General features: G+C 69.0%; 22 protein-coding genes and 1 other RNA gene. 12 read left to right on the top strand and 11 right to left on the bottom strand.

Annotated elements, in window-relative coordinates:
- Positions 1–12: 12 nt before the first annotated feature.
- The 5 genes from ACZ5PO_RS19395 to ACZ5PO_RS19375 form a co-directional block, all read right to left on the bottom strand.
- Positions 13–1,182: an ABC transporter permease gene (locus ACZ5PO_RS19395; protein WP_464196415.1), complete on the bottom strand. Its 1,170-nt coding sequence runs from the start codon at positions 1,180–1,182 to the stop codon at positions 13–15.
- A 1-nt stretch (position 1,183) separates the two neighbouring features.
- Positions 1,184–2,290 (bottom strand): microcin C ABC transporter permease YejB, encoded by a 1,107-nt coding sequence (locus tag ACZ5PO_RS19390; protein ID WP_464196413.1) that lies wholly within the window; start codon positions 2,288–2,290, stop codon positions 1,184–1,186.
- A 16-nt stretch (positions 2,291–2,306) separates the two neighbouring features.
- Entirely contained in the window at positions 2,307–4,217 is a 1,911-nt protein-coding gene (locus ACZ5PO_RS19385; RefSeq protein WP_464196411.1) for an extracellular solute-binding protein, read from the bottom strand.
- On the bottom strand, positions 4,214–6,013 hold the full coding sequence (locus tag ACZ5PO_RS19380) for an extracellular solute-binding protein (RefSeq protein ID WP_464196926.1): 1,800 nt from the start codon (positions 6,011–6,013) through the stop codon (positions 4,214–4,216). The genes ACZ5PO_RS19385 and ACZ5PO_RS19380 overlap by 4 nt, the downstream gene beginning before the upstream one ends.
- Positions 6,014–6,306: 293 nt before the next feature.
- Entirely contained in the window at positions 6,307–6,927 is a 621-nt protein-coding gene (locus tag ACZ5PO_RS19375) for a c-type cytochrome (RefSeq protein ID WP_464196409.1), read from the bottom strand.
- Between the two features lie 151 nt (positions 6,928–7,078).
- Between ACZ5PO_RS19375 and ACZ5PO_RS19370 the strand changes: the two genes are divergently transcribed.
- The 3 genes from ACZ5PO_RS19370 to ACZ5PO_RS19360 all read left to right on the top strand — a co-directional run bounded on the left by ACZ5PO_RS19370 (position 7,079) and on the right by ACZ5PO_RS19360 (position 9,562).
- Complete coding sequence (locus ACZ5PO_RS19370) at positions 7,079–7,846, top strand: 3-deoxy-manno-octulosonate cytidylyltransferase (RefSeq protein ID WP_464196407.1); 768 nt, start codon at positions 7,079–7,081, stop codon at positions 7,844–7,846.
- Positions 7,843–8,736, top strand: coding sequence for a prephenate dehydratase (locus ACZ5PO_RS19365; RefSeq protein WP_464196405.1), 894 nt, complete (start codon positions 7,843–7,845; stop codon positions 8,734–8,736). Before ACZ5PO_RS19370 ends, ACZ5PO_RS19365 begins: the two co-directional genes overlap by 4 nt.
- 187 nt (positions 8,737–8,923) lie before the next feature.
- Positions 8,924–9,562 (top strand): N-acetyltransferase family protein, encoded by a 639-nt coding sequence (locus tag ACZ5PO_RS19360; protein WP_464196403.1) that lies wholly within the window; start codon positions 8,924–8,926, stop codon positions 9,560–9,562.
- Here the strand turns inward: ACZ5PO_RS19360 and nudC are convergent.
- Positions 9,462–10,412 (bottom strand): NAD(+) diphosphatase, encoded by a 951-nt coding sequence (gene nudC, locus ACZ5PO_RS19355; protein ID WP_464196401.1) that lies wholly within the window; start codon positions 10,410–10,412, stop codon positions 9,462–9,464. The genes ACZ5PO_RS19360 and nudC overlap by 101 nt on opposite strands.
- Positions 10,413–10,572: 160 nt before the next feature.
- Positions 10,573–10,995 carry an HIT domain-containing protein gene (locus tag ACZ5PO_RS19350; protein ID WP_464196399.1) on the bottom strand — a complete coding sequence of 141 codons (423 nt, stop codon included), beginning with the start codon at positions 10,993–10,995 and terminating at the stop codon, positions 10,573–10,575.
- A gap of 136 nt (positions 10,996–11,131) precedes the next feature.
- Between ACZ5PO_RS19350 and ffs the strand changes: the two genes are divergently transcribed.
- The 6 genes from ffs (at position 11,132) to ACZ5PO_RS19320 (ending at position 15,234) form a co-directional block, all read left to right on the top strand.
- An RNA gene (ffs, locus tag ACZ5PO_RS19345) (signal recognition particle sRNA small type) lies at positions 11,132–11,228 on the top strand.
- 329 nt (positions 11,229–11,557) lie between these two features.
- Positions 11,558–13,417, top strand: coding sequence for a DNA polymerase III subunit gamma/tau (locus ACZ5PO_RS19340; RefSeq protein WP_464196924.1), 1,860 nt, complete (start codon positions 11,558–11,560; stop codon positions 13,415–13,417).
- Positions 13,418–13,421: 4 nt separating this feature from the next.
- The gene (locus ACZ5PO_RS19335; RefSeq protein WP_464196397.1) at positions 13,422–13,742 is read left to right on the top strand and encodes a YbaB/EbfC family nucleoid-associated protein; all 321 of its coding nucleotides are present in this window, start codon (positions 13,422–13,424) and stop codon (positions 13,740–13,742) included.
- Between the two features lie 13 nt (positions 13,743–13,755).
- Positions 13,756–14,322, top strand: coding sequence for a hypothetical protein (locus ACZ5PO_RS19330; RefSeq protein ID WP_464196395.1), 567 nt, complete (start codon positions 13,756–13,758; stop codon positions 14,320–14,322).
- Positions 14,323–14,325: 3 nt separating this feature from the next.
- A complete protein-coding gene (gene recR / locus ACZ5PO_RS19325; RefSeq protein WP_464196393.1) occupies positions 14,326–14,928 on the top strand; it encodes a recombination mediator RecR in 603 nt (200 codons plus the stop codon).
- Between the two features lie 108 nt (positions 14,929–15,036).
- Positions 15,037–15,234, top strand: a complete 198-nt coding sequence (locus tag ACZ5PO_RS19320) for a hypothetical protein (protein WP_464196391.1) — start codon at positions 15,037–15,039, stop codon at positions 15,232–15,234.
- A gap of 129 nt (positions 15,235–15,363) precedes the next feature.
- On the opposite strand, the gene ACZ5PO_RS19315 is transcribed toward ACZ5PO_RS19320, so the two are convergent.
- Positions 15,364–16,527: a DNA recombination protein RmuC gene (locus ACZ5PO_RS19315; RefSeq protein ID WP_464196389.1), complete on the bottom strand. Its 1,164-nt coding sequence runs from the start codon at positions 16,525–16,527 to the stop codon at positions 15,364–15,366.
- A gap of 85 nt (positions 16,528–16,612) precedes the next feature.
- Here ACZ5PO_RS19315 and def point away from each other — a divergent pair, with 85 nt between their 5' ends.
- The 3 genes from def to truA all read left to right on the top strand — a co-directional run bounded on the left by def (position 16,613) and on the right by truA (position 18,978).
- Positions 16,613–17,137, top strand: coding sequence for a peptide deformylase (gene def / locus ACZ5PO_RS19310; RefSeq protein WP_464196387.1), 525 nt, complete (start codon positions 16,613–16,615; stop codon positions 17,135–17,137).
- A 4-nt stretch (positions 17,138–17,141) separates the two neighbouring features.
- The gene (gene fmt / locus ACZ5PO_RS19305; protein WP_464196385.1) at positions 17,142–18,071 is read left to right on the top strand and encodes a methionyl-tRNA formyltransferase; all 930 of its coding nucleotides are present in this window, start codon (positions 17,142–17,144) and stop codon (positions 18,069–18,071) included.
- 133 nt (positions 18,072–18,204) lie between these two features.
- On the top strand, positions 18,205–18,978 hold the full coding sequence (gene truA, locus ACZ5PO_RS19300) for a tRNA pseudouridine(38-40) synthase TruA (RefSeq protein WP_464196383.1): 774 nt from the start codon (positions 18,205–18,207) through the stop codon (positions 18,976–18,978).
- Here the strand turns inward: truA and dapE are convergent.
- The 3 genes from dapE to ACZ5PO_RS19285 form a co-directional block, all read right to left on the bottom strand.
- Entirely contained in the window at positions 18,942–20,120 is a 1,179-nt protein-coding gene (gene dapE, locus ACZ5PO_RS19295; protein WP_464196381.1) for a succinyl-diaminopimelate desuccinylase, read from the bottom strand. The genes truA and dapE overlap by 37 nt on opposite strands.
- Positions 20,098–20,577, bottom strand: coding sequence for a DUF805 domain-containing protein (locus tag ACZ5PO_RS19290; RefSeq protein ID WP_464196379.1), 480 nt, complete (start codon positions 20,575–20,577; stop codon positions 20,098–20,100). Before ACZ5PO_RS19290 ends, dapE begins: the two co-directional genes overlap by 23 nt.
- Before the next feature lie 70 nt (positions 20,578–20,647).
- Positions 20,648–21,073 (bottom strand): DUF805 domain-containing protein, encoded by a 426-nt coding sequence (locus ACZ5PO_RS19285; RefSeq protein WP_464196377.1) that lies wholly within the window; start codon positions 21,071–21,073, stop codon positions 20,648–20,650.
- Positions 21,074–21,082: the final 9 nt, after the last annotated feature.

The raw sequence follows: 21,082 nt of genomic DNA, 5'->3' as shown, positions 1-21,082 counted from the left end.
GCCCGGCCCGCCTCACGCGAACGTCTTGCGCGGATCGAAGGCGTCGCGGACGGCTTCTCCCACGAAGATCAGCAGCGACAGCATCAGGGCGATGACGAAGAAGCCGGCGAGCCCGAGCCACGGCGCCTGCAAATTGGCCTTGCCCTGCGCCAGCATCTCGCCGAGCGACGGCGAGCCCGGCGGCAGGCCGAAGCCGAGGAAGTCGAGCGAGGTCAGGGTGGTGATCGAGCCGTTGAGGATGAACGGCATGAAGGTGATGGTGGCGACCATGGCGTTGGGCAGCAGGTGCTTGAACATGATGGTCAGATTGCCCAGGCCGAGCGCCCGCGCAGCGCGCACGTACTCGAAGTTGCGGGCGCGCAGGAACTCCGCCCGCACGACGCCGACGAGTGCCACCCACGAGAACAGCAGCAGGATGCCGAGCAGGACGAAGAAGCCCGGCGTGATCACCGCCGAGATGATGATCAGCAGATAGAGCGACGGCACCGACGTCCAGATCTCGATGAAGCGCTGGAACAGGAGGTCGACCCAGCCGCCGAAATAGCCCTGCAGGGCGCCGGCGGCGATGCCGACGATGGATGAGACCGCCGCCAGGGTGAGGCCGAACAGCACCGACAGGCGGAACCCATAGATCAGCCTGGCCAGCACGTCGCGGCCCTGGTCGTCGGTGCCGAGCCAGTTCCATTCGAGATCGCGGCAGGAGGTGGCGCCGATGCGCTCCGCCGCCGTCTTGCATTGCTCCGGGGTCAGCATCCACGTCGGCGGCGACGGGGCCGGCACCGGCAGGTCCAGGTTATGGGTGTTGTAGGAGAAGCGGATCGGCGGCCAGAGCGCCCAGCCGTTGGCCGCAAGCTCTTTGCGGATCACCGGATCGCGATAGTCCGTCATGGCCAGGAAGCCGCCGAACTTCTCCTCCGGGTAGTCGACGAAGGCCGGGAACAGCAGCTCGCCCTTGTAGACGGCGACGATCGGCTTGTCGTTGGCGATGAACTCCGCCCCGAGCGTCACGATGAACAGCGCCATGAAGATCCAGAACGACCAGTAGCCTCGGCTGTTGGCGCGGAAATTCCTGAGCCGGCGCTGGTTGAGCGGCGACAGCCGGATCAGGCCGCCGCGTGGCAGCGGCGGCGCGAGTGCCGTCTTGGGCGCCTCGATGGCGCGGACGGGAGCGGGGGCGTCCATCTCAGACCTCCCGCGTCTCGAAATCGATGCGTGGATCGACCCACGTATAGGTCAGGTCCGAGATCAGGTTCACGACGAGCCCGAGCAGCGAGAAGATGTACAGCGTCGCGAACACGACCGGATAGTCGCGGTTGACGATGGATTCGAACGACAGCAGGCCGAGGCCGTCGAGGGAGAAGATCGTCTCGATGAGCAGCGATCCGGCGAAGAAGGCATGGATGAACGCCCCCGGAAAGCCTGCGATGACGATCAGCATGGCGTTGCGGAAGACGTGGCCGTAGAGCACGCGGCGCTCGCTCAGGCCCTTCATCCGCGCCGTCAGCACGTACTGCTTGCGGATCTCATCCATGAACGAGTTCTTGGTCAGCAGCGTGGATGTGGCGAACGCCCCCAGCGCCATGGCGGTGATCGGCAGCACCAGGTGCCAGAGGTAGTCGGCGAGCTTGCCGAAGAGCGACAGCTGCGCCCAGTTCTCCGACGTCAGCCCGCGCAACGGAAAGATCTGCCAAAACGAGCCGCCGGCAAACAGCACGATCAGCAGGATGGCGAACAGGAAGCTCGGGATGGCATAGCCGACGATGACGACGGCGGACGTCCACATGTCGAAGCGCGAGCCGTCGCGCGTCGCCTTGGCGATGCCGAGCGGGATCGAGATGGCGTAGGACAGCACCAGCATCCACAGGCCGAGCGAGATCGACACCGGCATCTTCTCGCGGATCAGCTGCAGCACCGAGACATCGCGGAAGTAGCTCTTGCCGAAATTGAACGTGGCGTAGTCGCCGATCATCTTGAGGAAGCGTTCCGGCGCCGGCTTGTCGAAGCCGTACTGGACCTCGAGCTGCTTGATGAAGGCCGGGTCGAGCCCCTGGGCGCCGCGATAGGTGGACGAGTTGCCTTCGCCGACGTGCCCCTTGGGGCCGCCGCTGAAGTCCCCGCCCCCGCCGCCGCCGATCCGGGCCGTGGCGCCGACGTCCGTGCCCTGCAGCTGCGCGATGACCCGCTCGACCGGCCCGCCCGGGGCGAACTGCACGATGACGAAGGAGACGAGCATGATCCCGAGGATGGTCGGCACCATCAGGAGCAGGCGACGCAGGATATAGGCGCTCATGCCGTCGTGGCTCCGCTCATCGGCCGTCCTTCGTCGCCCGTGCGACGGCCTCCTTCGACCACCAGGTGTCCGGTACGCCGCGATCGTACTTCGGCACCGCCGGCGGATGGGAGTAGGTGTCCCAATAGGCCAGCCAATAGCTCGGCTTGTGCCACATGGGCACCCAGTAGCGGCCGGCACGCAGGACGCGGTCCAGCGCCCGGCAGGCCACGACGAGCTCCGTCCGGCTCCCGGCCCCGAGCGCGGCGGCGATCATGGCATCCGCCGCCGGGCTCGCCACGCCTGATATATTGTAGGATCCCAGGGTGCGGGCGGCCTGCGAGCCGAACAGCACCTTGAGCATTTCGCCCGGCGTCGGCGACACCGAGAACCGGCGCGAGATGACGTCGTACTCGAAGGCCTCCGAACGGCGCTGAAACTGGGCAGCATCCACGATGCGGAACGAGGCGGCGATGCCGAGCAGGCCAAGGTTGCGGATGAACGGCTGGGTGTGCGGCTGGAGCGCCGGCTGGGAATCGAGGAATTCGATGACGAGCGGCTGGCCGCTGGGCAGCAGCAGACGGCTGCCGTCGCGGCGGCAGCCTGCCGCACGCAGCAGTTCGTCGGCCCGGCGCAGCAGCTTGCGGTCCTGGCCGGAGCCGTCGCTGCGCGGCGGCAGATAGGGTTCGCCGAACACCTCGTCCGGCACCTGGCCACGAAACGGGGCCAGCAGCGCCACCTCATCGGGGCTCGGCACCCCGGCGGCGGCGAGCTCGGAGCCCACGAAATAGGAGGTCGTACGGTCGTAGAGCCCATACATGATGTTGGCGTTGGTCCACTCGAAATCGAAGGCCAGGCCGACAGCCTCCCGCACCCGCGGGTCGGCCAAGATCTCGCGCCGGGTGTTGAGCCACCAGCCCTGCATGCCCGAGGGCGTTTCGTCCGGCTGCGTCTCCCGTTTCACCCGCCCGTCGACCAGGGCGGGGAAGGTGTAGCCTGTCGCCCACGTGCGCGAGACGAACTCCTCCCTGAACGTGAAGGTGCGCGCCTTGAAGCCCTCGAAGGCGACGTCGCGATCGCGGAAATACTCGTAGCGGATCTCATCGAAGTTGTTGCGGCCACGATTGACCGGCAGATCCTGCGCCCAATAGTCCCGGACCCGATCGAACACGACGAAGCGGCCCTGCTCGAACTGGCGCAGGCGGTAGGGGCCGGATGCCAGCGGCGCCTCGAGCGTGGACGCATCGAACGGCTTCCTCCCGTAGTAGGCGGCCGAGAAGATCGGCAGCGTGGCGACCACCAGCGGCAGGTCGCGGCTGTAGCCCTGGGCCAGCCGGACCACGACATCGGCGCCGTCGACGACGGCCGCCTCGACCCCCCGAATGGTCTGGGCGATGGTGGGATGGCCCTGCGCCTTCATCGTCGTGATCGAGAAGGCGACGTCCTCCGCCGTCAGGGGCGAGCCATCGTGGAAGCGCGCCTCGGGCCGCAGCGCGAAGCGATAGCTGACCCCGTCCGCCTCCCGCACGACCGAGCGGGCCACGAGCCCGTAGACCGCGTCCGGCTCGTCGAAGGCCCGCACCATCAGCGAATCGAAGGTGAGGTTCATGCCGGCGGCGCCGTCGCCGCGCAGCACGTAGATGTTCAACGTGTTGAAGGTGTCGAAGTTCTGGTTGCCGAGGGTGTTGTCGAGCTGGGCCGAGAACGCGCCCCCCTTGGGAGCCGCGGGATCGACATAGGAGAAATGAACGAAGTTCGGGGGATAGCCGAGCTCGCCGAAGCTCGACAGGCCGTGGCGCGGCGTCCCGAGATCGGCCGCGGCCGGCGGCGGCGGGCCAGCTTCGGCACGGCCGGGGCGCGCGCCGACAAGCGCCACCGCCCCGGTACCGGCGAGCAGGTCGCGGCGGCTGAGGGACGGGGCGCCGCTTTCCGGCTGCCGCCGGCTCAACGGGGCGAACCCGCCGGATCGGACCACCAGATCGTGGGGAACGCCGACGCTGCGTATTCCGGCATCGTCTGAGGACGGCCGAACCGATTCCAGCGCGCCGTCCGCTCGAAGCGGTAACTCCATTGCGGCACGACGTAGTTGTGAGCGAGCAGGGTGCGATCGAGCGCGCGCGTGGCAGCGACGAGCTCCTCCCGCGTCTTGGCATAGATCAGCCGGTCGATGAGGGCGTCGACGCCGGGGTCGGCAATGCCGACGAGGTTGCGCGAACCCGGACGATTGGCGGACGCAGAGCCCCAGTAGTCGCGCTGCTCGTTGCCGGGCGATAGCGACTGGCCCCACACCGTCGTGGTCACATCGAAATCGAAAGCGCGCAGGCGGTTCTGGTACTGGGTCGAATCGACCAGCCGCACCGTGACAGCAATGCCGAGGCGCTCAAGCGCGGCCTTGTAGGGCAGCAGGAAGCGCTCACTCGACGGATCGAAGCCGAGGAACTCCACGGTAAACGGCTCGCCGGCGGCATTAGCCAGCTTACCGCCCTTGAGATCGTAGCCGGCTGCGCGGAAGAGCGTGAGCGCCTCGCGCAGGCTGGTTCGCACCGCCTCCGGCGAGCCGTTGACCGGATTGGTGTAGGGGGTGGTGAAAACGGCCGGCGGCACCTTGTCCTTGACCGCCTCGAGAATCTCCCGCTCCAAGCCTTCGGGCAGCCCCTTGCTGGCGAGGTCGGTGCCGAAGAAATACGAGTCGATGCGCTGGTACTGGCCGTAGAACAGGCTCTTGTTCACCTCCTCGAAATCGAAGGCATAGTTGAATGCCCGCCGCACCCGCTCGTCCTTGAACTTGTCACGCCGGGTGTTGAAGGCGAACGCCTGCATCACCCCCGAGTTGCGGACGGGGAACTCCTCGAGCACCACCCGCTTGTCCCGCACTGCCGGAAAATCGTAGGCCGTCGCCCAGTTCTTGGCGACATTCTCGGTGCGGAAGTCGAGACGATCGGCCTTGAACGCCTCCAGCAGCACGGTGCTGTCGCGGTAGTACTCGGTACGGATTTCCTGGAAGTTGCCGGTGCCGATGTTGACCGGCAGATCCTTGCCCCAATAGTCGCCGACGCGCTCGTAGCTCGCCCAGCGGCCGCCCTCGAACGCCTTCAGCCGATAGCGCCCCGAGCCCAGCGGCGGCTCCAGCGTGGTCTGGGTGATGTCGCGCTTGCGCCCGGCGGCATCGGTGCCTTCCCACCAGTGCTTCGGCAGCACCGGCAACTGGCCGACGATCTGCGGCAGCTCGCGATTGCCGGCTTGGTCGAAGGTGAAGCTGATCTCACGCTCGCCGGTTCGCTCGGCCTTGATCACGTTGCGCCAGTAGAACGCATACATGGGGCTGTTGGCCTTCAGCGTCTCGAACGAGAAGATGACGTCGTCGGGCGTGACCGGGCGCCCATCGTGCCAGCGCGCCTGGGGCCGCAGGCGATAGCTCACCGCGGAGAAGTCGGCCGGGAAGCTCACGGCCTCGGCCAGCAGCCCGTACTCGGTACTGATCTCGTCGGAGGCCGACGTCATCAACGTGTCGTAAATGAGGGGCAGCCGGTCCTCCAGCTCACCCTTCACGCCGGCGACCGCAAAGTTGAAGTTGTCGAAGCCGCCCAGCCCCCCGAGACGCACGGTGCCGCCGGCGGGCGCGGCGGGATTGACGTAGTCGAAATGCGCGAATCCGGGCGGGTACTTCGGCGCCCCCATCAGCGACAAGGCGTGCCGCCAGGCCGTGGCCGCCGCCGGCTTGGATGCGTCGGCCGCCTGCGCCATCGCCCGCGACGAGCCCGACAGCAGGCCGAGGGGCGATGCTCCGGACGCAAGCCCGAGCAGCGGCAGAGAGGCAAAAAAGCGACGCGAGATCAAAAGCGGTCTCCACTTGAACGGTCGGTTGCAGTCGCCGAACGGATCTGTGGCGTCCGATTATGTCGGCTTTTCGGATCGGAGCCAGCGCGCGGTTGGGCAAAAGCGCACGCCAGGGCCGTATCGCGGCCCCCTGCGCGCACAAAAAAGGCCGGGCGCAGCGGCGCCCGGCCTTCTTCGACGGGTTGGAAGAGGACGGCGGCTCAGTGCTTGCCGGCCGGCGCCGGTGCGGCCGGCGCCGGAGCGGCGCCCGCGGCCGGAGCGGCGGCGGCATCGGCCTTGGGCAGCGGCAGCGGGCTGTCCGACAGGGTGTTGAGGTAGGCCAGGATGTCGGCGCGCTCCTCCGGCTTGCTCACGCCGGCGAAGTTCATGAGCGTGCCGGGCACGTCCTTCTTGGGGTTGGTGATGAACAGGTTGACCTTCTCGAAGTCCCAGTTGCCGCCAGCGCCGAAGGTCTTGAGCGCCTGGGAATAGTTGAAGCCCTCGTGGCCCGCGATGTGGCGGCCGAGCACGCCGTACAGATCGGGGCCGATCTTATTGGGGCCGCCCTTCTCGAAGCTGTGGCAGGCCTTGCATTTGGCCACGGCCTTCTCGCCCTTGGCGGCATCGGCGCTGGCGAGCAGCACCGGCAGCGGCACGGCCGGCGCCTGCGGCGTTTCACCGGCGCCGGCGGCGCCCCCTTCGGCGGCCTGCGGCAGGTCATAGCCCGGGACCGCCGGCGGATGCGCCGTGAACAGCATGCCGGCCAGGATGTTCAGCCCGACGGCAAACATGAGCGTACCCAGAACCGCACCGGCGATCTTGTTGAGCTCGAAGGAATCCATTCGGGGCAACTCCGGGAGGCGTGAACCTGGGCGAGCGGCGGCGTCCGGCCCGCGGGGACGGCGGGCGATGATTACCCGCTTTGACGGCGGGTTTGCAACTCGTATAGGTGACACCCCGTTTGCTACCTTTTGCCGCCTGCTCCGAGCCCCCATGGCGCGTCCGATCGTTCTCATTCCCGCCCGCCTGGCCTCGACGCGGCTGCCCAACAAACCGCTTGCCGATATTGCCGGCGCGCCGATGATCGTGCGCGTCCTGCGCCAGGCGGAGGCAGCGGGCATCGGCCCCGTCGTGGTCGCAACCGACTCCGAGGAGGTCGCCGCGGCCGTCACGGCCGCCGGCGGCTGCGCGGTCATGACGCGCACCGATCACCCCTCGGGCTCGGACCGCATCTTCGAAGCGCTGGAGGCGATCGATCCGGCCAGGACCTATGATGTCGTCGTCAATGTCCAGGGCGATCTGCCGACCATCGACCCCGCCGTCATCGCCGCCGCCGTGGCGCCGCTCGGCGACGCCGCCGTCGACATCGCCACCTTGGCCGCGGTCATCACCCGCGAGGCGGAGCGGCACGAGCCGAGCGTCGTCAAGGCGGTCGGCACGCAGATTGCGCCCGGCCATCTCAGGGCGCTCTATTTCACGCGGGCGCAGGCGCCCTGGGGCGAGGGGCCGCTGTTGCACCACATCGGCCTCTACGCCTATCGGCGCGCGGCGCTGGCCCGCTTCGTGGCGCTGCCGCCCTCGCCGCTCGAGGAGCGCGAGCGCCTGGAGCAGTTGCGTGCGCTCGAGGCCGGCATGCGCATCGACATCGTGGTGGTCGACGACGTGCCGCTCGGCGTCGACACGCCCGGCGATCTGGAGCGGGCGCGGCACGTGTGGGCAGATCGCATCACCAAGGCCAGTACGGCATCGGAGTTGTCATGAGTTCGACGTCACCCGGCGCGGAGCGGCAGGCTCCCTCCCGCTCCGTTTCCTTCCAGGGCGAGCCGGGCGCCAATTCGCATATCGCCTGCCAGGAGGTCTTGCCCGATCGCCCCACCCTGCCCTGCCAGACCTTCGAGGATGCCTTCGCGGCCGTGACCGAAGGCCAGGCGGAGCTGGCGATGATCCCGATCGAGAACTCGATCGCCGGGCGCGTCGCCGATATCCACCATCTGCTGCCGACGTCGGGCCTGCACATCGTGGGCGAGCACTTCCTGCCGATCCGCTTCCAGCTGATGTCGGTCGACGGCGCCGATCTCGGCACGCTGAAGAGCGTGCACAGCCACATCCACGCGCTGGGGCAGTGCCGGCGCATCATCCGCACACTCGGCCTCAAGCCGGTCGTCGCCGGCGATACCGCGGGAGCCGCGCGCGAGGTGGCGCAATGGGGCGACCCTGCGCACGCCGCGCTCGCGCCCCGGCTCGCCGCGGATGTCTATGGCCTCAAGATCCTGGCCGAGAATGTCGAGGACGAGGAGCACAACACCACCCGCTTCGTCATCCTGGCACGCGAGCCGCGCTGGGCGCCGGCCGGCAACGGCCCGACCGTCACCAGCTTCGTGTTCCGCGTGCGCAATCTGCCGGCGGCGCTCTACAAGGCGCTCGGTGGCTTTGCCACCAACGGCATCAACATGACCAAGCTGGAGAGCTACCAGCTCGGCGGCGAGTTCGCGGCCACCCAGTTCTACGCCGAGGTCGACGGACATCCCGAGGACCGGCCGCTCAAGCTCGCCCTGGAGGAGCTCGCCTTCTTCTCACGCGAGCTGCGCATTCTCGGCGTCTTCGCGGGCCACAGCTATCGCGAAACCCTGAGCGCGCGCGCCGCCGAATAGAGCCCTTCCGCCCGGCCACGAAGGGTCCTCGCGTGCGCTGGCGCACATGGCCACGCCGGCGGATTTGGCGGAATCCCTCGAATTCCCAGCGCGATCTCGGCTTTGCCGCATTTCCTGGCGGAGACCGCCCTTTTATCGCCGCCCTGGAGCGCCATGTTCCCAGTGCGACAGAGAAAAGGAAGCCGCCATGCAGGTGACCATCAGACGGGCCCTAGAAGCGGACGTGCAGGCGATCGCCGAGGTGCATGTGGCAGCCTGGCGTGAGACCTATCGCGGCATCCTGCCCGACGAAACCATCGACCGTCTGACCGTGCCGGCACGCGCCCAGTACTGGACCACGGCCGTCGCCGACCCTGCCATCGCGGTTTTCGTGGCGGAGGCCGACGGCCAGGTGGTCGGCTTCGGATCGTGCGGCGCCGCGCGCCAGCAGCTGCTCACCGCGGCCGGCGAAGTCTACGCCATCTACGTGCTGAAGCGTTTCCAGTATCGCGGCATCGGCAGCCGGATCATGGCCGCCATGGCCCGCGCGCTCAGCGAAGCCGGCCATGCCACGATCGGGCTTTGGGTCGCCCGCGACAATCTGGCGGCCATCGCGTTCTATCGCACGCTCGGCGCCTGCGCCGGGACGGCCCGCAGCCATGCGCACGGCCGCGGCAGCGCACCGCTGATCGAGCTCGCCATGCTGTGGGACGACGCCGCGGCGCTGACGTTCTGGGAGGAGCCGGCTAATCAGCCTCTCCTCGGACGAATGCTGCCAGGACGTGGTGAGCGATCGCCATGGGGGGCGGTGCATACAGTCGCCCGGGGTGCCTGCCGGCCAGCATGAGCCGGGCTTCCTCGCGGCTGAACCAGCGGGCGTCGTCGAGTTCGGTCTTGTCGATCACGATGTCGCCCGACAGCGCGTCGCCGATGCAGCCGATCATCAGCGAGGCAGGGAACGGCCAGGGCTGAGATGCGAGGTAGCGGACCGTGCCCAGCGGCACCCCCGCCTCCTCCATGATTTCGCGCCGCACCGCGTCCTCCAGCGTCTCGCCGGGCTCCACGAAGCCGGCGAGGCAGGAGTACATGCCGCGCGGAAACTGCGGCTGGCGGCCGAGCAGGCATTCATCGCCGCGCACCGCGAGCATGATCACCACCGGGTCGGTGCGCGGGAAGTGCTGGGCCTTGCAGGCGTCGCAATCGCGCCGCCAGCCGCCGGCGACCGGCCGGCTCGGGGCCCCGCAGTTGGAGCAGAAGCGATGGCGCTGGTGCCAGTAGCCGAGCGCCTTGGCTTCGCCCAGCGGGCCCAGCTCGTCCGGCGGCAAGGCGCCCTGCATCGCAAGCGTCCTGAGATCGGCGACGACGAGATCGTCATAATCCTTGACCGTCTCCGCCAGCGCCGGGTCGAAATTCGCCAGGAACAGCGGCCGGCCATCGATGGTGCCGAGGAACGGCAGCTCACGGGGCTCGCCCAGGCGCTCGACCTCAGCCAGGGTGAAACGCGAGTCGAGGCCGTCGCGCGCCTTCTTCAGCAAGGGCTTGTCGCCCAGCATGATAACGGCACGCGCCGCCTCGTCGGCCTTGAAGCGGCTCATCTCCTCATCGTCGTGCCGCCGCTCCGAGTGGCGGAGCAGCGGATTGACGGCGAAGCCGACGCTGGCGGAAAGCTCCGCGCGGGAAGTCGATTCTGAGGGCATCGAGGCTCCGTTCAGGCGGATCGGCGGGGACGTCTTTCGGGCGTGATTCGGCGAAGCCCCGGGTTCCGTTTCGGGATCTTGCTTAGAACAGGTCGAGGCATGGTGGCTATCGGTTTGCGATCGCAACAGGCCCCCGCCCCGAGCATGTGACGGCCACCCATCAGCCAATCGCGATCTGCGGCAGAGCCTGCCGCAGATCGGCGATGAAGGCGGTGCGCACGGCGGCCTCGTACGGTTCGGCCGTGCCCACGCCCCAGACCGGACGCGGCCATGCGGCGTCGTCGCGCGAGCGGGCGATGACATGCACATGCAGCTGGCGCACGGCATTGCCGAGGGCGGCCACGTTGAGCTTGTGGGGGGCGAGCAGATCGCGCAAGGCGGTGGCTGCGGCCCGGATTTCCGCCATCAGCACGCCGTAGTCGGCCTCGTCGAGGTCGATCAGCTCGACGCAGCCGGGGCGGCGCGGCACCAGGATCAGCCAGGGGAAGCGGCTGTCGTTCATGAGCAGCACCCGCGACAGCGGCAGGTCGCCGACCAAGGCCGTGTCCTGCGCCAGCTGCGGGTCGATGGTAAAATCCGTCATCGATCCCAGCTTGAACCGGACGAGGCAGCCTGTGAAGCGGGGATTTGCTCGTCGCCGGCGATGACCCGTGACGAAGCCCGTGCACCGGCGCCGCGCCGCCCTTGCGCTCGCGGCCGGCTTCGCCGATATACGGCGCGGGAGGTTGGCGTTGGACGTTCCACTCGCCAACCGGGTCAGGTCCGGAAGGAAGCAGCCCTAACGAGACCGGGCGGGTCTTCGTTCAGCCTCCCACCCTCGCCCCCGATGGGCTGGAGGCTTCTCGATCGGATGCGATCATCTGGTCGAAAGGCGCTCCGGGGTCGGACCGCTCCCTGTCTCGATCTCGATCGCATGCGATGAAATCGGGACGGCGCGACGCCCGCCCGGCGCGCGTCGCGGCATCTGCCGAGAAGGCGAACAGCCGGCGCCGCGTGGGCCGGCCCCGCCTGAACATGCGCGGGATCCCCACGCAAATCATGCTACGTTTCGCCCAACCCAGATTCGAGCGCCCTGCAGCGAAGCGATGAACGAAACCGCGACCGGACCTTCGGCAGCTGTTGAGAGCAGCGGCCCGGCGGAGGCGATGCACGCCGAGCCGCGCGTCGACGAGCCGGGCCTGCCAGGCTTTGCGTCATCGCCGGCGCCGCAGCCGGCGCAGGCTGCTTCGGGCTACCGCGTGCTGGCGCGCAAGTATCGGCCGCGCACCTTCGACGATCTGATCGGACAGGACGCGATGGTGCGCACCCTGTCCAACGCCTTCTCGACCGGGCGCATCCCGCAGGCGTGGATGCTGACCGGCGTGCGCGGCGTCGGCAAGACCACCACCGCCCGCATCCTGGCACGCGGCCTGAACTACGAGCTTCCCGGGGACCGGAGTGCCGGTCCGACCATCCGCATGCCCGAGCTGGGCGTCCATTGCCGGGAGATCATCGACGGCAGTCACATCGACGTGCTGGAGATCGACGCCGCCTCCAACAACGGCGTCGACAATATCCGCCAGATCAACGATGCGGTGCGCTACGCCCCGGTATCGGCGCGCTACAAGGTCTATATCGTCGACGAAGTCCACATGCTGACGACGGGCGCCTTCAACGCGTTCCTGAAGACGCTGGAAGAGCCGCCCCCCCACGCCAAGTTCATCTTCGCCACGACCGAGATCCGCAAGGTGCCGGTCACCATCCTGTCGCGGTGCCAGCGCTTCGACCTGCGCCGCGTCGGCGCCGACGTCCTGGTCGCGCACCTGGCCGCGATCTGCGGGCAGGAACAGGTGACGACCGAAGACGAGGCGCTGGCGCTGATCGCCCGCGCCGCCGAGGGCTCGGTCCGCGATTCATTGTCGCTGCTCGATCAGGCGATCGCCCATGGCGCAGGCCACGTCTCGGCCGAGACGGTGCGGGCGATGCTCGGGCTTGCCGACCGCGGCCGGATCATCGATCTCTTCGAGGCGGTCATGCGCGGCGATCTGCCGGCCGCCCTGGCGGAGCTGGCTGATCAGTATGAGGCGGGCGCCGATCCGTCCGTGGTGCTGGCGGAGCTGGCGAGCTTCACCCACCTGGTCACCCGCCTCAAGCTGGTGCCCGGCGCGGCCAAGGACGGCTCGCTGACCGACGCGGAGCGCAACCGCGGCACCTCGCTCGGCGAGAAGCTGTCGCTGCTGGTTCTCTCGCGGACCTGGCAGATGCTGCTCAAGGGCGTGCCGGAAGTGCAGGAGGCGCCGCGGCCGATGGCGGCGGCGGAAATGGTGCTGGTGCGCCTCGCCTACGCTGCCGACCTGCCGACGCCGGACGAAGCCGTGCGCCTGCTGCGCACGGGGAGCGCGCCCGGCGGCGGCGGCCCGTCCGCCGGCGTGCCGCAGAGCGCCCCCGCCCCGGCTCCGGTCGCCAGCCGTGAGCCGCCGCGGCCCGGCTTGGCCGCCGTGGGCGGCGGCGGTGCCGTCCGCGCCGTCGCCGGGGCCCGCCTGGATCAGGTCCAGGCCGCAGCGCCGCAGGCGGCGCCAGCCCAGCCGGTGATCCGCCTCGCCCGGTTCGAGGATCTGGTGGCGCTCGCCGGCGAAAGGCGCGAGATCGGTTTCAAGCTCGCGCTCGAGCGCGACGTGCGCCTGGTCCGGTTCGAGGACGGGCAGATCGAATTCGCCCTGGCCGACGGCGCGAGCCGCTCCCTCGCCGCCGACATCTCCCGCTACTTGCAGGACTGGACCGGCCGCCGCTGGATGGTGGCCGTGTCGTCGGGGCCCGGCGAGCCGACGCTGGCCGAGCGCGCCAAGGCAGCGGAACGGGAGCGCCGCAGCGACGCCGCCGCCCACCCGCTCGTGCGCGCGGTGCTGGAACGCTTTCCCGGCGCCCAGATTGTCAACGTGAAAGAGGCGCCTGCCGCGCCCGACGCCGTGGACGAGATGATCGCCGACACGGTCGACGAACCGGATGCGGCGTCTGAAGGAGACTGAGCACATGCGCGACCTGATGGGACTGATGAAGCAGGCCCAGGCCATGCAGAGCAAGATGGCCGAGGCCCAGGCTGAATTCGAATCGCTGGAGGTCCAGGGCACCGCCGGCGGCGGCGCGGTCGACGTGCGCATGACCGCCAAGGGCAACATGCTCGGGGTCAGCATCGATCCGTCCCTGCTCAATCCCGACGAGAAGGAGATCGTCGAGGATCTGATCGTGGCGGCGGTGAACGACGCCCGCGGCAAGGCCGAACGCCTGGTGCAGGACAAGATGCAGGACATCACCAAGGGCCTGCCGATCCCGCCGGGGCTGAAGCTGTTCTGATTGCAGCGGGACGATGTCGCTGATCTCGGCCCCCGCGAAGACGCAGATCCGCAGGATCAGCGGGCGGCGGCGCGCGCTTCTCGACGCCCTGCGCCGTTCGTCCCAACGGCTACTGCGGCGGCCGTTCGGCGGGCCATCACAGGCGCCGGCCGCCGAGCAGCAGGCCGATCCGGCCTATGTCCTCTTCGATGCGCCGGCCGGGCAGGCGATCGGCCACGCCGACAGCCTGCTGGCGGAGTTCGAGACGACGCGCGAGGTGAGCCTGCCGATCGTCTACAGGCTCGAAACCGCCTACGCGACCCTCGACCGCAACGTCGCGGCGAGCAGCATCGACGTCTATGGGCAGGGCCGCGCCAAGCTGCGCGATGCCCTGCTGCAGGTCGTCCACCTGGCGCAGGTGGCACGCGAGTGGCAGCAAGACATCTACAACCTGCGACAGGGCCTCTACTACGACGAGCCGCGGCCCGAGAACGAGGCGGCCCTGGAGGCTGGCATCGCGCGCCTCGGCCAATTCATCCAGCAGAACATGGCTGACCTGACCCGATGGCTGCGCGCAGCCGAACGCCTGCGCGGCGAGTGAGCCGTGGCCTCCCCGATCGGACCCGAGCTCGAGCGCCTGATCCAACTGCTGGCGCGCCTTCCCGGCCTTGGGCCGCGCTCGGCCCGCCGCGCCGCCCTGCACCTCATCAAGAAGCGCGAGGCGCTGCTCGAGCCGCTGGCGGACGCCGTGCGCCTGGTCACCGACCGGGTGGTCGTGTGTTCCAACTGCGGCAGCGTCGACACCCGTGACCCCTGCACGATCTGCCGCGATCCGCAGCGCGACCCCAGCATCCTGATCGTCGTCGAGGACGTCTCCGACCTGTGGGCCCTGGAGCGCGCCGGCGTGCTCAACGCCGGCTACCACGTGCTCGGCGGTGTGCTCTCGCCGCTCGACGGCATAGGCCCGGACGACCTCAACCTCGGCCGGCTCGTCGAACGGGCGGCAGCGCCCGGCGTGAGTGAGATCATCATCGCGCTCAACGCCACCGTCGACGGGCAGACGACCGCCCACTACATCACCGACCTGCTGCAGCAGCTGCCGGTGAAGATCACCCGGCTGGCCCACGGCGTGCCAGTCGGCGGCGAGCTCGACTACCTGGACGAAGGAACGCTCGTCGCCGCCGTGCGCCAGCGGACTGCGCTGTAGGGCAACGGGACCTCGCAGCGGGCCTGCGCGCCCACCGCCGGCATGGACGGCCCGCCGCATCGACCCCATATGAGCGGCATGCCCGCCGTGTCCGCTGGAGGCCCCCACATGCCCGGCCCGAAAAAGCCTGCGACCGAGCAGCCCGCCGCCGACCTCGTGCGCCACGAGGAGGAGTTGCTGGACGAAGCCCTGGAGGAGAGCTTTCCGGCCAGCGATCCGCCAGCCATCCCGTCGCTGCATGATCTGGAGCGGCGGCGCAAGTCCGACGCCGCCCACACGCCTCCGCCGCGTCGCGACCGGACTTGATCCGGCCATCCCTTCGCATCCCAGCGCCTAGAGCATTTCCGCGTTTCTCCGAATCGCGGAAATGCTCTATCTGTTTGTTTTATCGCATTTTCTTCACGCGAAGCGGCGTCCACTTCGCTCGAAAATGCTCTAGCCGGCGGCAGTCAGCTTGGCGTCCGCCCGTCCGGGGGACGCGTCATCGAACTCCAGCGCCTCGATGCGGTCGGCGCGCTTGACGATCTTCTCGGTCGACGTGGTGACCGCGGCGATATCCTCCTGAGCCTGGCGGAAATGCGTGTCCAGCTTGCCGACGCGGCCGCGCAGCCGCTCCACGTCGTCGAGCAGCAGCCGCACCTCGGCCTGGATCTTGCGGGCCTCCTCGCGCATGCGCGCGTCACGGACCAGGGCGCGGGTGATCTGGATGGACAGCGCCAGGAGCGACGGCGAGACGATGACGACGCGGGCGCGATGGGCGCGCTGCACCACATCGTCGAAGTGCTCGTGCAGATCGGCATAGAGCGCCTCCGACGGCACGAACAGCAGCGCCATGTCCTGGGTTTCGCCGGGAACGAGGTACTTTTCGGCGATATCCTTGACGTGGACGCCGATATCGGCGCGCACCCGCTGTGCGGCGGCACGCCTGGCGTCGTCTGTTCCGGCGCCGCGAAAGGCGACGAAGCCCTCCAGCGGGAACTTGGCATCGATGACCAGCGGGTGGTCGCCGGGAAGATGGATGAGGCAGTCGGGCCGCCGGTTGTTGGCGAGCGTCGGCTGGAAGCTGTAGGCGCCGGCCGGGAGGCCGTCGCGGACAATCGCCTCCATCCGGCCCTGGCCGTAGGCGCCGCGCGCCTGCTTGTTGGCGAGGATGTCCTTGAGGCCGACGACCTGGCCGGTCAGCTCCGAGAGATTGCGCTGGGCGGTGTCGATGACGGCCAGCCGCTCGTTCAGCTGCGCCAGGTTCTCGGTGGTCTTCTCGACCGAATCGGCCAGGCCGCGGCCGACCCGATGCTGCAGCACCTCGATGCGCTCCGCCACGAATCGCTGCATGTCCGACTGGCGGACGCCGAGCCCGTGGAGGCTGGCCTGCACGCCGCCCTTCAGCTCGGCCTGCATGCGCTGCAGCTCGGCCACCCGCTCGTCGAGCTCGCGCGCGTGCTCCTCCAGCAGCTCGGCCACGGCACCGCGGTGGCGCGCGCCGCGCACCACGCTGACTGCGATGACCAGGAGCGCCACGAACGCGACGACGGCCAGGACGGCGGCCGCATCGCCGTAGGTGACGGCCCGCTCGCCCACGAACAGCAGAATCTGATCCATCAGCGCAGACGATCACGAATCGACATGAGAACAAAACTAGCACATCATTGACCAGCCATCGCCGACATCCTATTTCGCGACGGCCATGACCATTCGCCCGATCGTCCTCATCCCCGACCCCATCCTCAGGAAGCCGTCCGAACCTGCCGGCCCGGTGACGCCCGCCGTGCGGGAGCTGGCACAGGACATGCTGGAGACCATGTACGACGCGCCGGGCATCGGGCTCGCCGCGATCCAGGTCGGCGTGCCCACGCGCGTCGTGGTGATCGACCTCGTCAAGGGCGAGGACGAGCCCAAGAATCCGATGGTGCTGCTCGACCCCGAGATCGTCTGGTCGTCCGAGGAGACCAACGTGCACCAGGAGGGCTGCCTCTCGATCCCCGAGTATTTCGAGGAGGTGGAGCGGCCCAAACGCGTGCGCGTGCGCTACCGGACACTGGACGACGAGGTGAAGGAGATCGACGCCGACGAGTTGCTGGCCACCTGCCTGCAGCACGAGATCGACCACACCAACGGCGTGTTGTTCATCGACCACCTGTCGAAGCTGAAGCGGGACCGCGTGACCCGCAAGTTCGCCAAGGCGGCCAAGCGCGAAGCCAGCGGAGCATAGACCTTTGCGCATCGTCTTCATGGGCACGCCTGACTTCGCGGTGCCGACGCTGGCCGAGCTCGTCGGCCACGGTCATGAGCTCTGCGCCGTCTACACCCGCGCCCCCAAGCCGGCCGGCCGCGGCATGGGCGAGCGCAAGACGCCGGTGCATGCGCTCGCCGAGCGCTTCGGGCTGCCGGTGCTGACGCCCAGGACCCTGCGCACGCCCGAGGCGGCGGCCGCGTTCCGCGCCCATGGCGCCGATCTCGCCGTCGTCGTCGCCTACGGGCTCATCCTGCCGCCCGATATCCTGGCGGTGCCGGCGCGCGGCTGCCTCAACCTGCATGCCTCGCTGCTGCCGCGCTGGCGCGGTGCTGCGCCGATCCAGCGCGCCGTCATGGCTGGCGACACCGAGAGCGGCGTGTGCGTGATGCGCATGGAGGAGGGCCTCGACACCGGTCCCGTGGGCATGATCGAGCGCGTGCCGATCGGACCGGACATGACCGCCGGCGAGTTGCACGACCGGCTCGCGCCGCTGGGCGCCGATCTGATGGCCCGGGCCGTCGCGGCGCTCTCGCGCGACGCGCTGGGCTTCACGCCGCAGCCCGAGGAGGGCGTGACCTACGCCCACAAGATCGGCAACGACGACGCGCGCCTCGACTGGAGCCGCCCCGCGGCCGCCGTGCACAATCAGGTCCGCGGCCTCAGCCCGTTTCCCGGCAGCTTCTTCGAGGCCGACCTCGGCCGCGGCCAGCCGGAGCGCGTGAAGGTGCTGCGCACGGCGCTGGCCGACGGAGCCGGGGCCGCCGGCATGCTGCTGGGTCCGGATTTCGTCGTCGCTTGCGGCAGCGGGGCGGTGCGGCTGCTACAGGTGCAGCGCGCCGGAAAGGGCGTCGTTTCCGGCGACGAGTTTCTGCGCGGGGCTCGGCTCGCTCCGGGCACGGCGCTATCCTGACGCGATCATAGCTCTCGGACATCGACCTAGAGCGGGATGATTTTTCCTCGAATCATCATCTCGCTCTAAGTCTTTGTTTTGAGCATGATCTTGTCCAAAAACCGGCGTCCACTTTTTGGGATCATGCTCTAGCGTGCCTCGCTACAAGCTCACCGTCGAGTATGACGGCTCCGCCTACGTCGGCTGGCAGTGGCAGGACAACGGCCGTGCCGTGCAGCAGGCCATGGAAGAGGCGGTGGAGCGCTTCGCCGGTGAGCGCGTGCGCCTGCAATGCGCCGGGCGGACCGACACGGGCGTGCATGCCCTGGGGCAGGTGGCGCACCTGGACCTCGCCCGCGCCTGGCGGACCGATACGGTGCGCGACGCCGTCAACGCCCACCTGAAGCTCGCCGGTGACCGGGTCGCCGTGGTGGCGGCGGAACAGGTCGGTGCCGACTTCGACGCCCGCCACAGCGCACTGAAGCGCCACTACCTCTACCGCATCCTCAACCGGCGAGCGCCGCCGGCGCTCGGCCACGGCCGGCTCTGGCACGTGCCGCGCGGCCTCGACGCGAGCGCCATGCAGGCCGCCGCCCAGAGCGTGCTCGGCCAGCACGACTTCACCACCTTCCGGGCGGCCGAATGCCAGGCCAACAGCCCGGTGCGCACCCTCGACGTGCTCGACGTGACGCGCGACGGCGACGAGATCACGGTGCGCGCCGCGGCCCGCTCGTTCCTGCACCATCAGGTGCGGTCGCTGGTGGGATCGCTCGAGCAGGTCGGCTGCGGGCGCTGGCCGCCCGCGGGCATGCGCGCCGCGCTCGACGCCCGCGACCGGCGCCGCTGCGGCCCGCTGGCGCCGGCGCACGGGCTCTACTTCGTCGGTGTCGATTATCCGCCGGCCACAGGCGAGCCGGGCGCGAAATAGCGCTCCAGCACCCGGCGGTAGATGGCCGTCAGGCGCTCGATATCGGCCACCGGCACGCGCTCGTCGACCTGGTGCATGGTCTGCCCCACCAGGCCGAACTCGATCACCGGGCAATAGTCCTTGATGAAGCGCGCATCGGAGGTGCCGCCGGTGGTCGACAGCGCCGGCCGGCGGCCGGTCTCGGCCGCGACCGCTTCGGCCACCAGATCCACGAACGGCCCGGGCTCGGTGACGAAAGCGGCCGCATTGGTGGGCAGGAACTCCAGGTCGTAGCGGGCGCTCGCGGCCGCCAAGGCCACCCGTCGCGCGATCTCGGCCCTGAGGGTCCCCGGCGTCCACACGTCATTGAAACGCACGTTGAACGCGGCATGCGCGGTGGCCGGGATGACGTTGGTGGCGCGATTGCCGACGTCGACGGTGAGCACCTCCAGGTTCGACGGGTCGAAGCGCGGGGTGCCGCGATCGAGCGGCGTCCCGAGCAGCGCATCCAGCAGGCGCAGCAGATGCGGGATCGGGTTGTCGGCCAGGTGGGGGTAGGCGACGTGGCCCTGGGTGCCGTGCACGGTGAGCTTGCCGGTGAGCGAGCCGCGGCGGCCGATCTTGATCATGTCGCCCAGCGCGTCCGGGTTGGTCGGCTCGCCGAGCAGGCAATGGTCGAAGCGCTCGCCCTTGGCCTTGGCCCACTCCAGCAGCTTGACGGTGCCGTTGACCGCCGGCCCCTCCTCGTCGCCGGTGATCAGGAAGGCGATGGAGCCGGTGAAGCGTGGCTGGTCCCGCGTGAAGGCCAGGGCGGCTGCGGCCAGGGCCGCCACGGCGCCCTTCATGTCGACGGCGCCGCGACCGTAGAGCACGCCGTCGACGACGTCGCCGCCGAAGGGGTCATGGCTCCAGTCCCCGGGCTCACCCGGCGGCACCACGTCCGTGTGCCCGGCCAGCACCAGGCACGGGCTCGCCGTGCCGTAGCGGGCGTAGAGGTTGGTGACGTCGGGCGTGCCGGGCGCGCTGAAGGTGACGGGCTCCACGGCAAAGCCGCCGGCCGTGAGCGCATCGCCCAAGACGCGAAGCGCCCCGCCCTCCTCGGGCGTCACCGACGGGCAGCGCAGCAGCGCCCGCGCAAGCTCAAGCGGGTTCGGTGCGGGCATCGTCAGGCAGCACGGTCGAAGCGAGGGGATCCGGGCCGTAGGCATTCGGCCCGTCGGTGCCCTTGAGGCAGCCGAGCTCGACCATGGCCCAAACCGAGAGAACGAAGGTCGGCAACGCCAAGATGAGCAGAGCGTCGTTGAGCTCCGTCATGCCACTCAGAAGGACGGGTGCAACGAAAAAGAGCAGAAGCCATATCGCGCCCTTGCCCCTGTCGTGCAGCCGCTTGGTGCTGATGGCGAGATGCGCCCAAATGCCTGCGACGGCCGCCGCCAGGATCATTGCCCCGTAGACGAACGTGCTCGCGCGGGAGCCGACGGCCATCTCGACCAGGCTGGCGATGATCATGCCCACCACCGCAACGCCAAGGTAGATGAGGCAAATGAACAGCAGGCCGAGCCACCACTTGGCCCGGTTGATCCGGCCCTTGAAGCTGAACAGCAGCGTCTTCCAATCCATGTTCGCCCCCCAGTTGCTTCAATCGCGCCATTCAATCTCCAGCAATTCGGGACGAGATTCAATGCCTCGCTCAAGCCGTCGGCAAGAGGGGATCCGGCCCGTAGGCATTTGGCCCCACCGTGCCGTCGAGGCAACCAAGCTCCACGACGCCCCAGATCCAAATGGCAAACGCGGTCAGCTTGAAATCGGAGAGGATGAAGCCCGAATCCCCGGCGCCATGACCGATGGCTGTCGGGAGCAGGGGTGCCAGATAGAATGGCAGGAGCCACCAGGCACGTCTGTCTCGGTCGTGCAGCCGCTTGGCTCCGACCGCCGCGCCGATCCACACGGCCACAAAGGCCAGCACGAGGATGGCAACGGTCAGAACCTCGACCGATGCCAAGGCCCAGGCGAGGAAGCTGGCGAGGAGCTGCAAACCCAAGGCGATGAACGCGCCGAGCCAGAACTTGGCCCGATTGATGCACCCCTGGAAGCCGAAGAGCGTCTCCCAGCCCACGGCCCGCTC

It is taken from the genome of Chelatococcus sp. KU-N122 (genome assembly GCF_055391085.1).
Note: the sequence above shows the minus strand (reverse complement) of the source record. Positions and strands in the feature narration are given on the sequence as shown.

Bases quoted from the DNA above. Each gene is read 5' to 3' on its own strand.
- ACZ5PO_RS19395 (WP_464196415.1), bottom strand. From the start codon at position 1,182: ATGGACGCCCCCGCTCCCGTCCGCGCCATCGAGGCGCCCAAGACGGCA.
- ACZ5PO_RS19390 (WP_464196413.1), bottom strand. From the start codon at position 2,290: ATGAGCGCCTATATCCTGCGTCGCCTGCTCCTGATGGTGCCGACCATC.
- ACZ5PO_RS19380 (WP_464196926.1), bottom strand. From the start codon at position 6,013: ATGGCGCAGGCGGCCGACGCATCCAAGCCGGCGGCGGCCACGGCCTGG.
- ACZ5PO_RS19375 (WP_464196409.1), bottom strand. From the start codon at position 6,927: ATGGATTCCTTCGAGCTCAACAAGATCGCCGGTGCGGTTCTGGGTACG.
- ACZ5PO_RS19370 (WP_464196407.1), top strand. From the start codon at position 7,079: ATGGCGCGTCCGATCGTTCTCATTCCCGCCCGCCTGGCCTCGACGCGG.
- ACZ5PO_RS19365 (WP_464196405.1), top strand. From the start codon at position 7,843: ATGAGTTCGACGTCACCCGGCGCGGAGCGGCAGGCTCCCTCCCGCTCC.
- ACZ5PO_RS19360 (WP_464196403.1), top strand. From the start codon at position 8,924: ATGCAGGTGACCATCAGACGGGCCCTAGAAGCGGACGTGCAGGCGATC.
- nudC (WP_464196401.1), bottom strand. From the start codon at position 10,412: ATGCCCTCAGAATCGACTTCCCGCGCGGAGCTTTCCGCCAGCGTCGGC.
- ACZ5PO_RS19350 (WP_464196399.1), bottom strand. From the start codon at position 10,995: ATGACGGATTTTACCATCGACCCGCAGCTGGCGCAGGACACGGCCTTG.
- ACZ5PO_RS19340 (WP_464196924.1), top strand. From the start codon at position 11,558: ATGCACGCCGAGCCGCGCGTCGACGAGCCGGGCCTGCCAGGCTTTGCG.
- ACZ5PO_RS19335 (WP_464196397.1), top strand. From the start codon at position 13,422: ATGCGCGACCTGATGGGACTGATGAAGCAGGCCCAGGCCATGCAGAGC.
- ACZ5PO_RS19330 (WP_464196395.1), top strand. From the start codon at position 13,756: ATGTCGCTGATCTCGGCCCCCGCGAAGACGCAGATCCGCAGGATCAGC.
- ACZ5PO_RS19320 (WP_464196391.1), top strand. From the start codon at position 15,037: ATGCCCGGCCCGAAAAAGCCTGCGACCGAGCAGCCCGCCGCCGACCTC.
- ACZ5PO_RS19315 (WP_464196389.1), bottom strand. From the start codon at position 16,527: ATGGATCAGATTCTGCTGTTCGTGGGCGAGCGGGCCGTCACCTACGGC.
- def (WP_464196387.1), top strand. From the start codon at position 16,613: ATGACCATTCGCCCGATCGTCCTCATCCCCGACCCCATCCTCAGGAAG.
- dapE (WP_464196381.1), bottom strand. From the start codon at position 20,120: ATGCCCGCACCGAACCCGCTTGAGCTTGCGCGGGCGCTGCTGCGCTGC.
- ACZ5PO_RS19290 (WP_464196379.1), bottom strand. From the start codon at position 20,577: ATGGATTGGAAGACGCTGCTGTTCAGCTTCAAGGGCCGGATCAACCGG.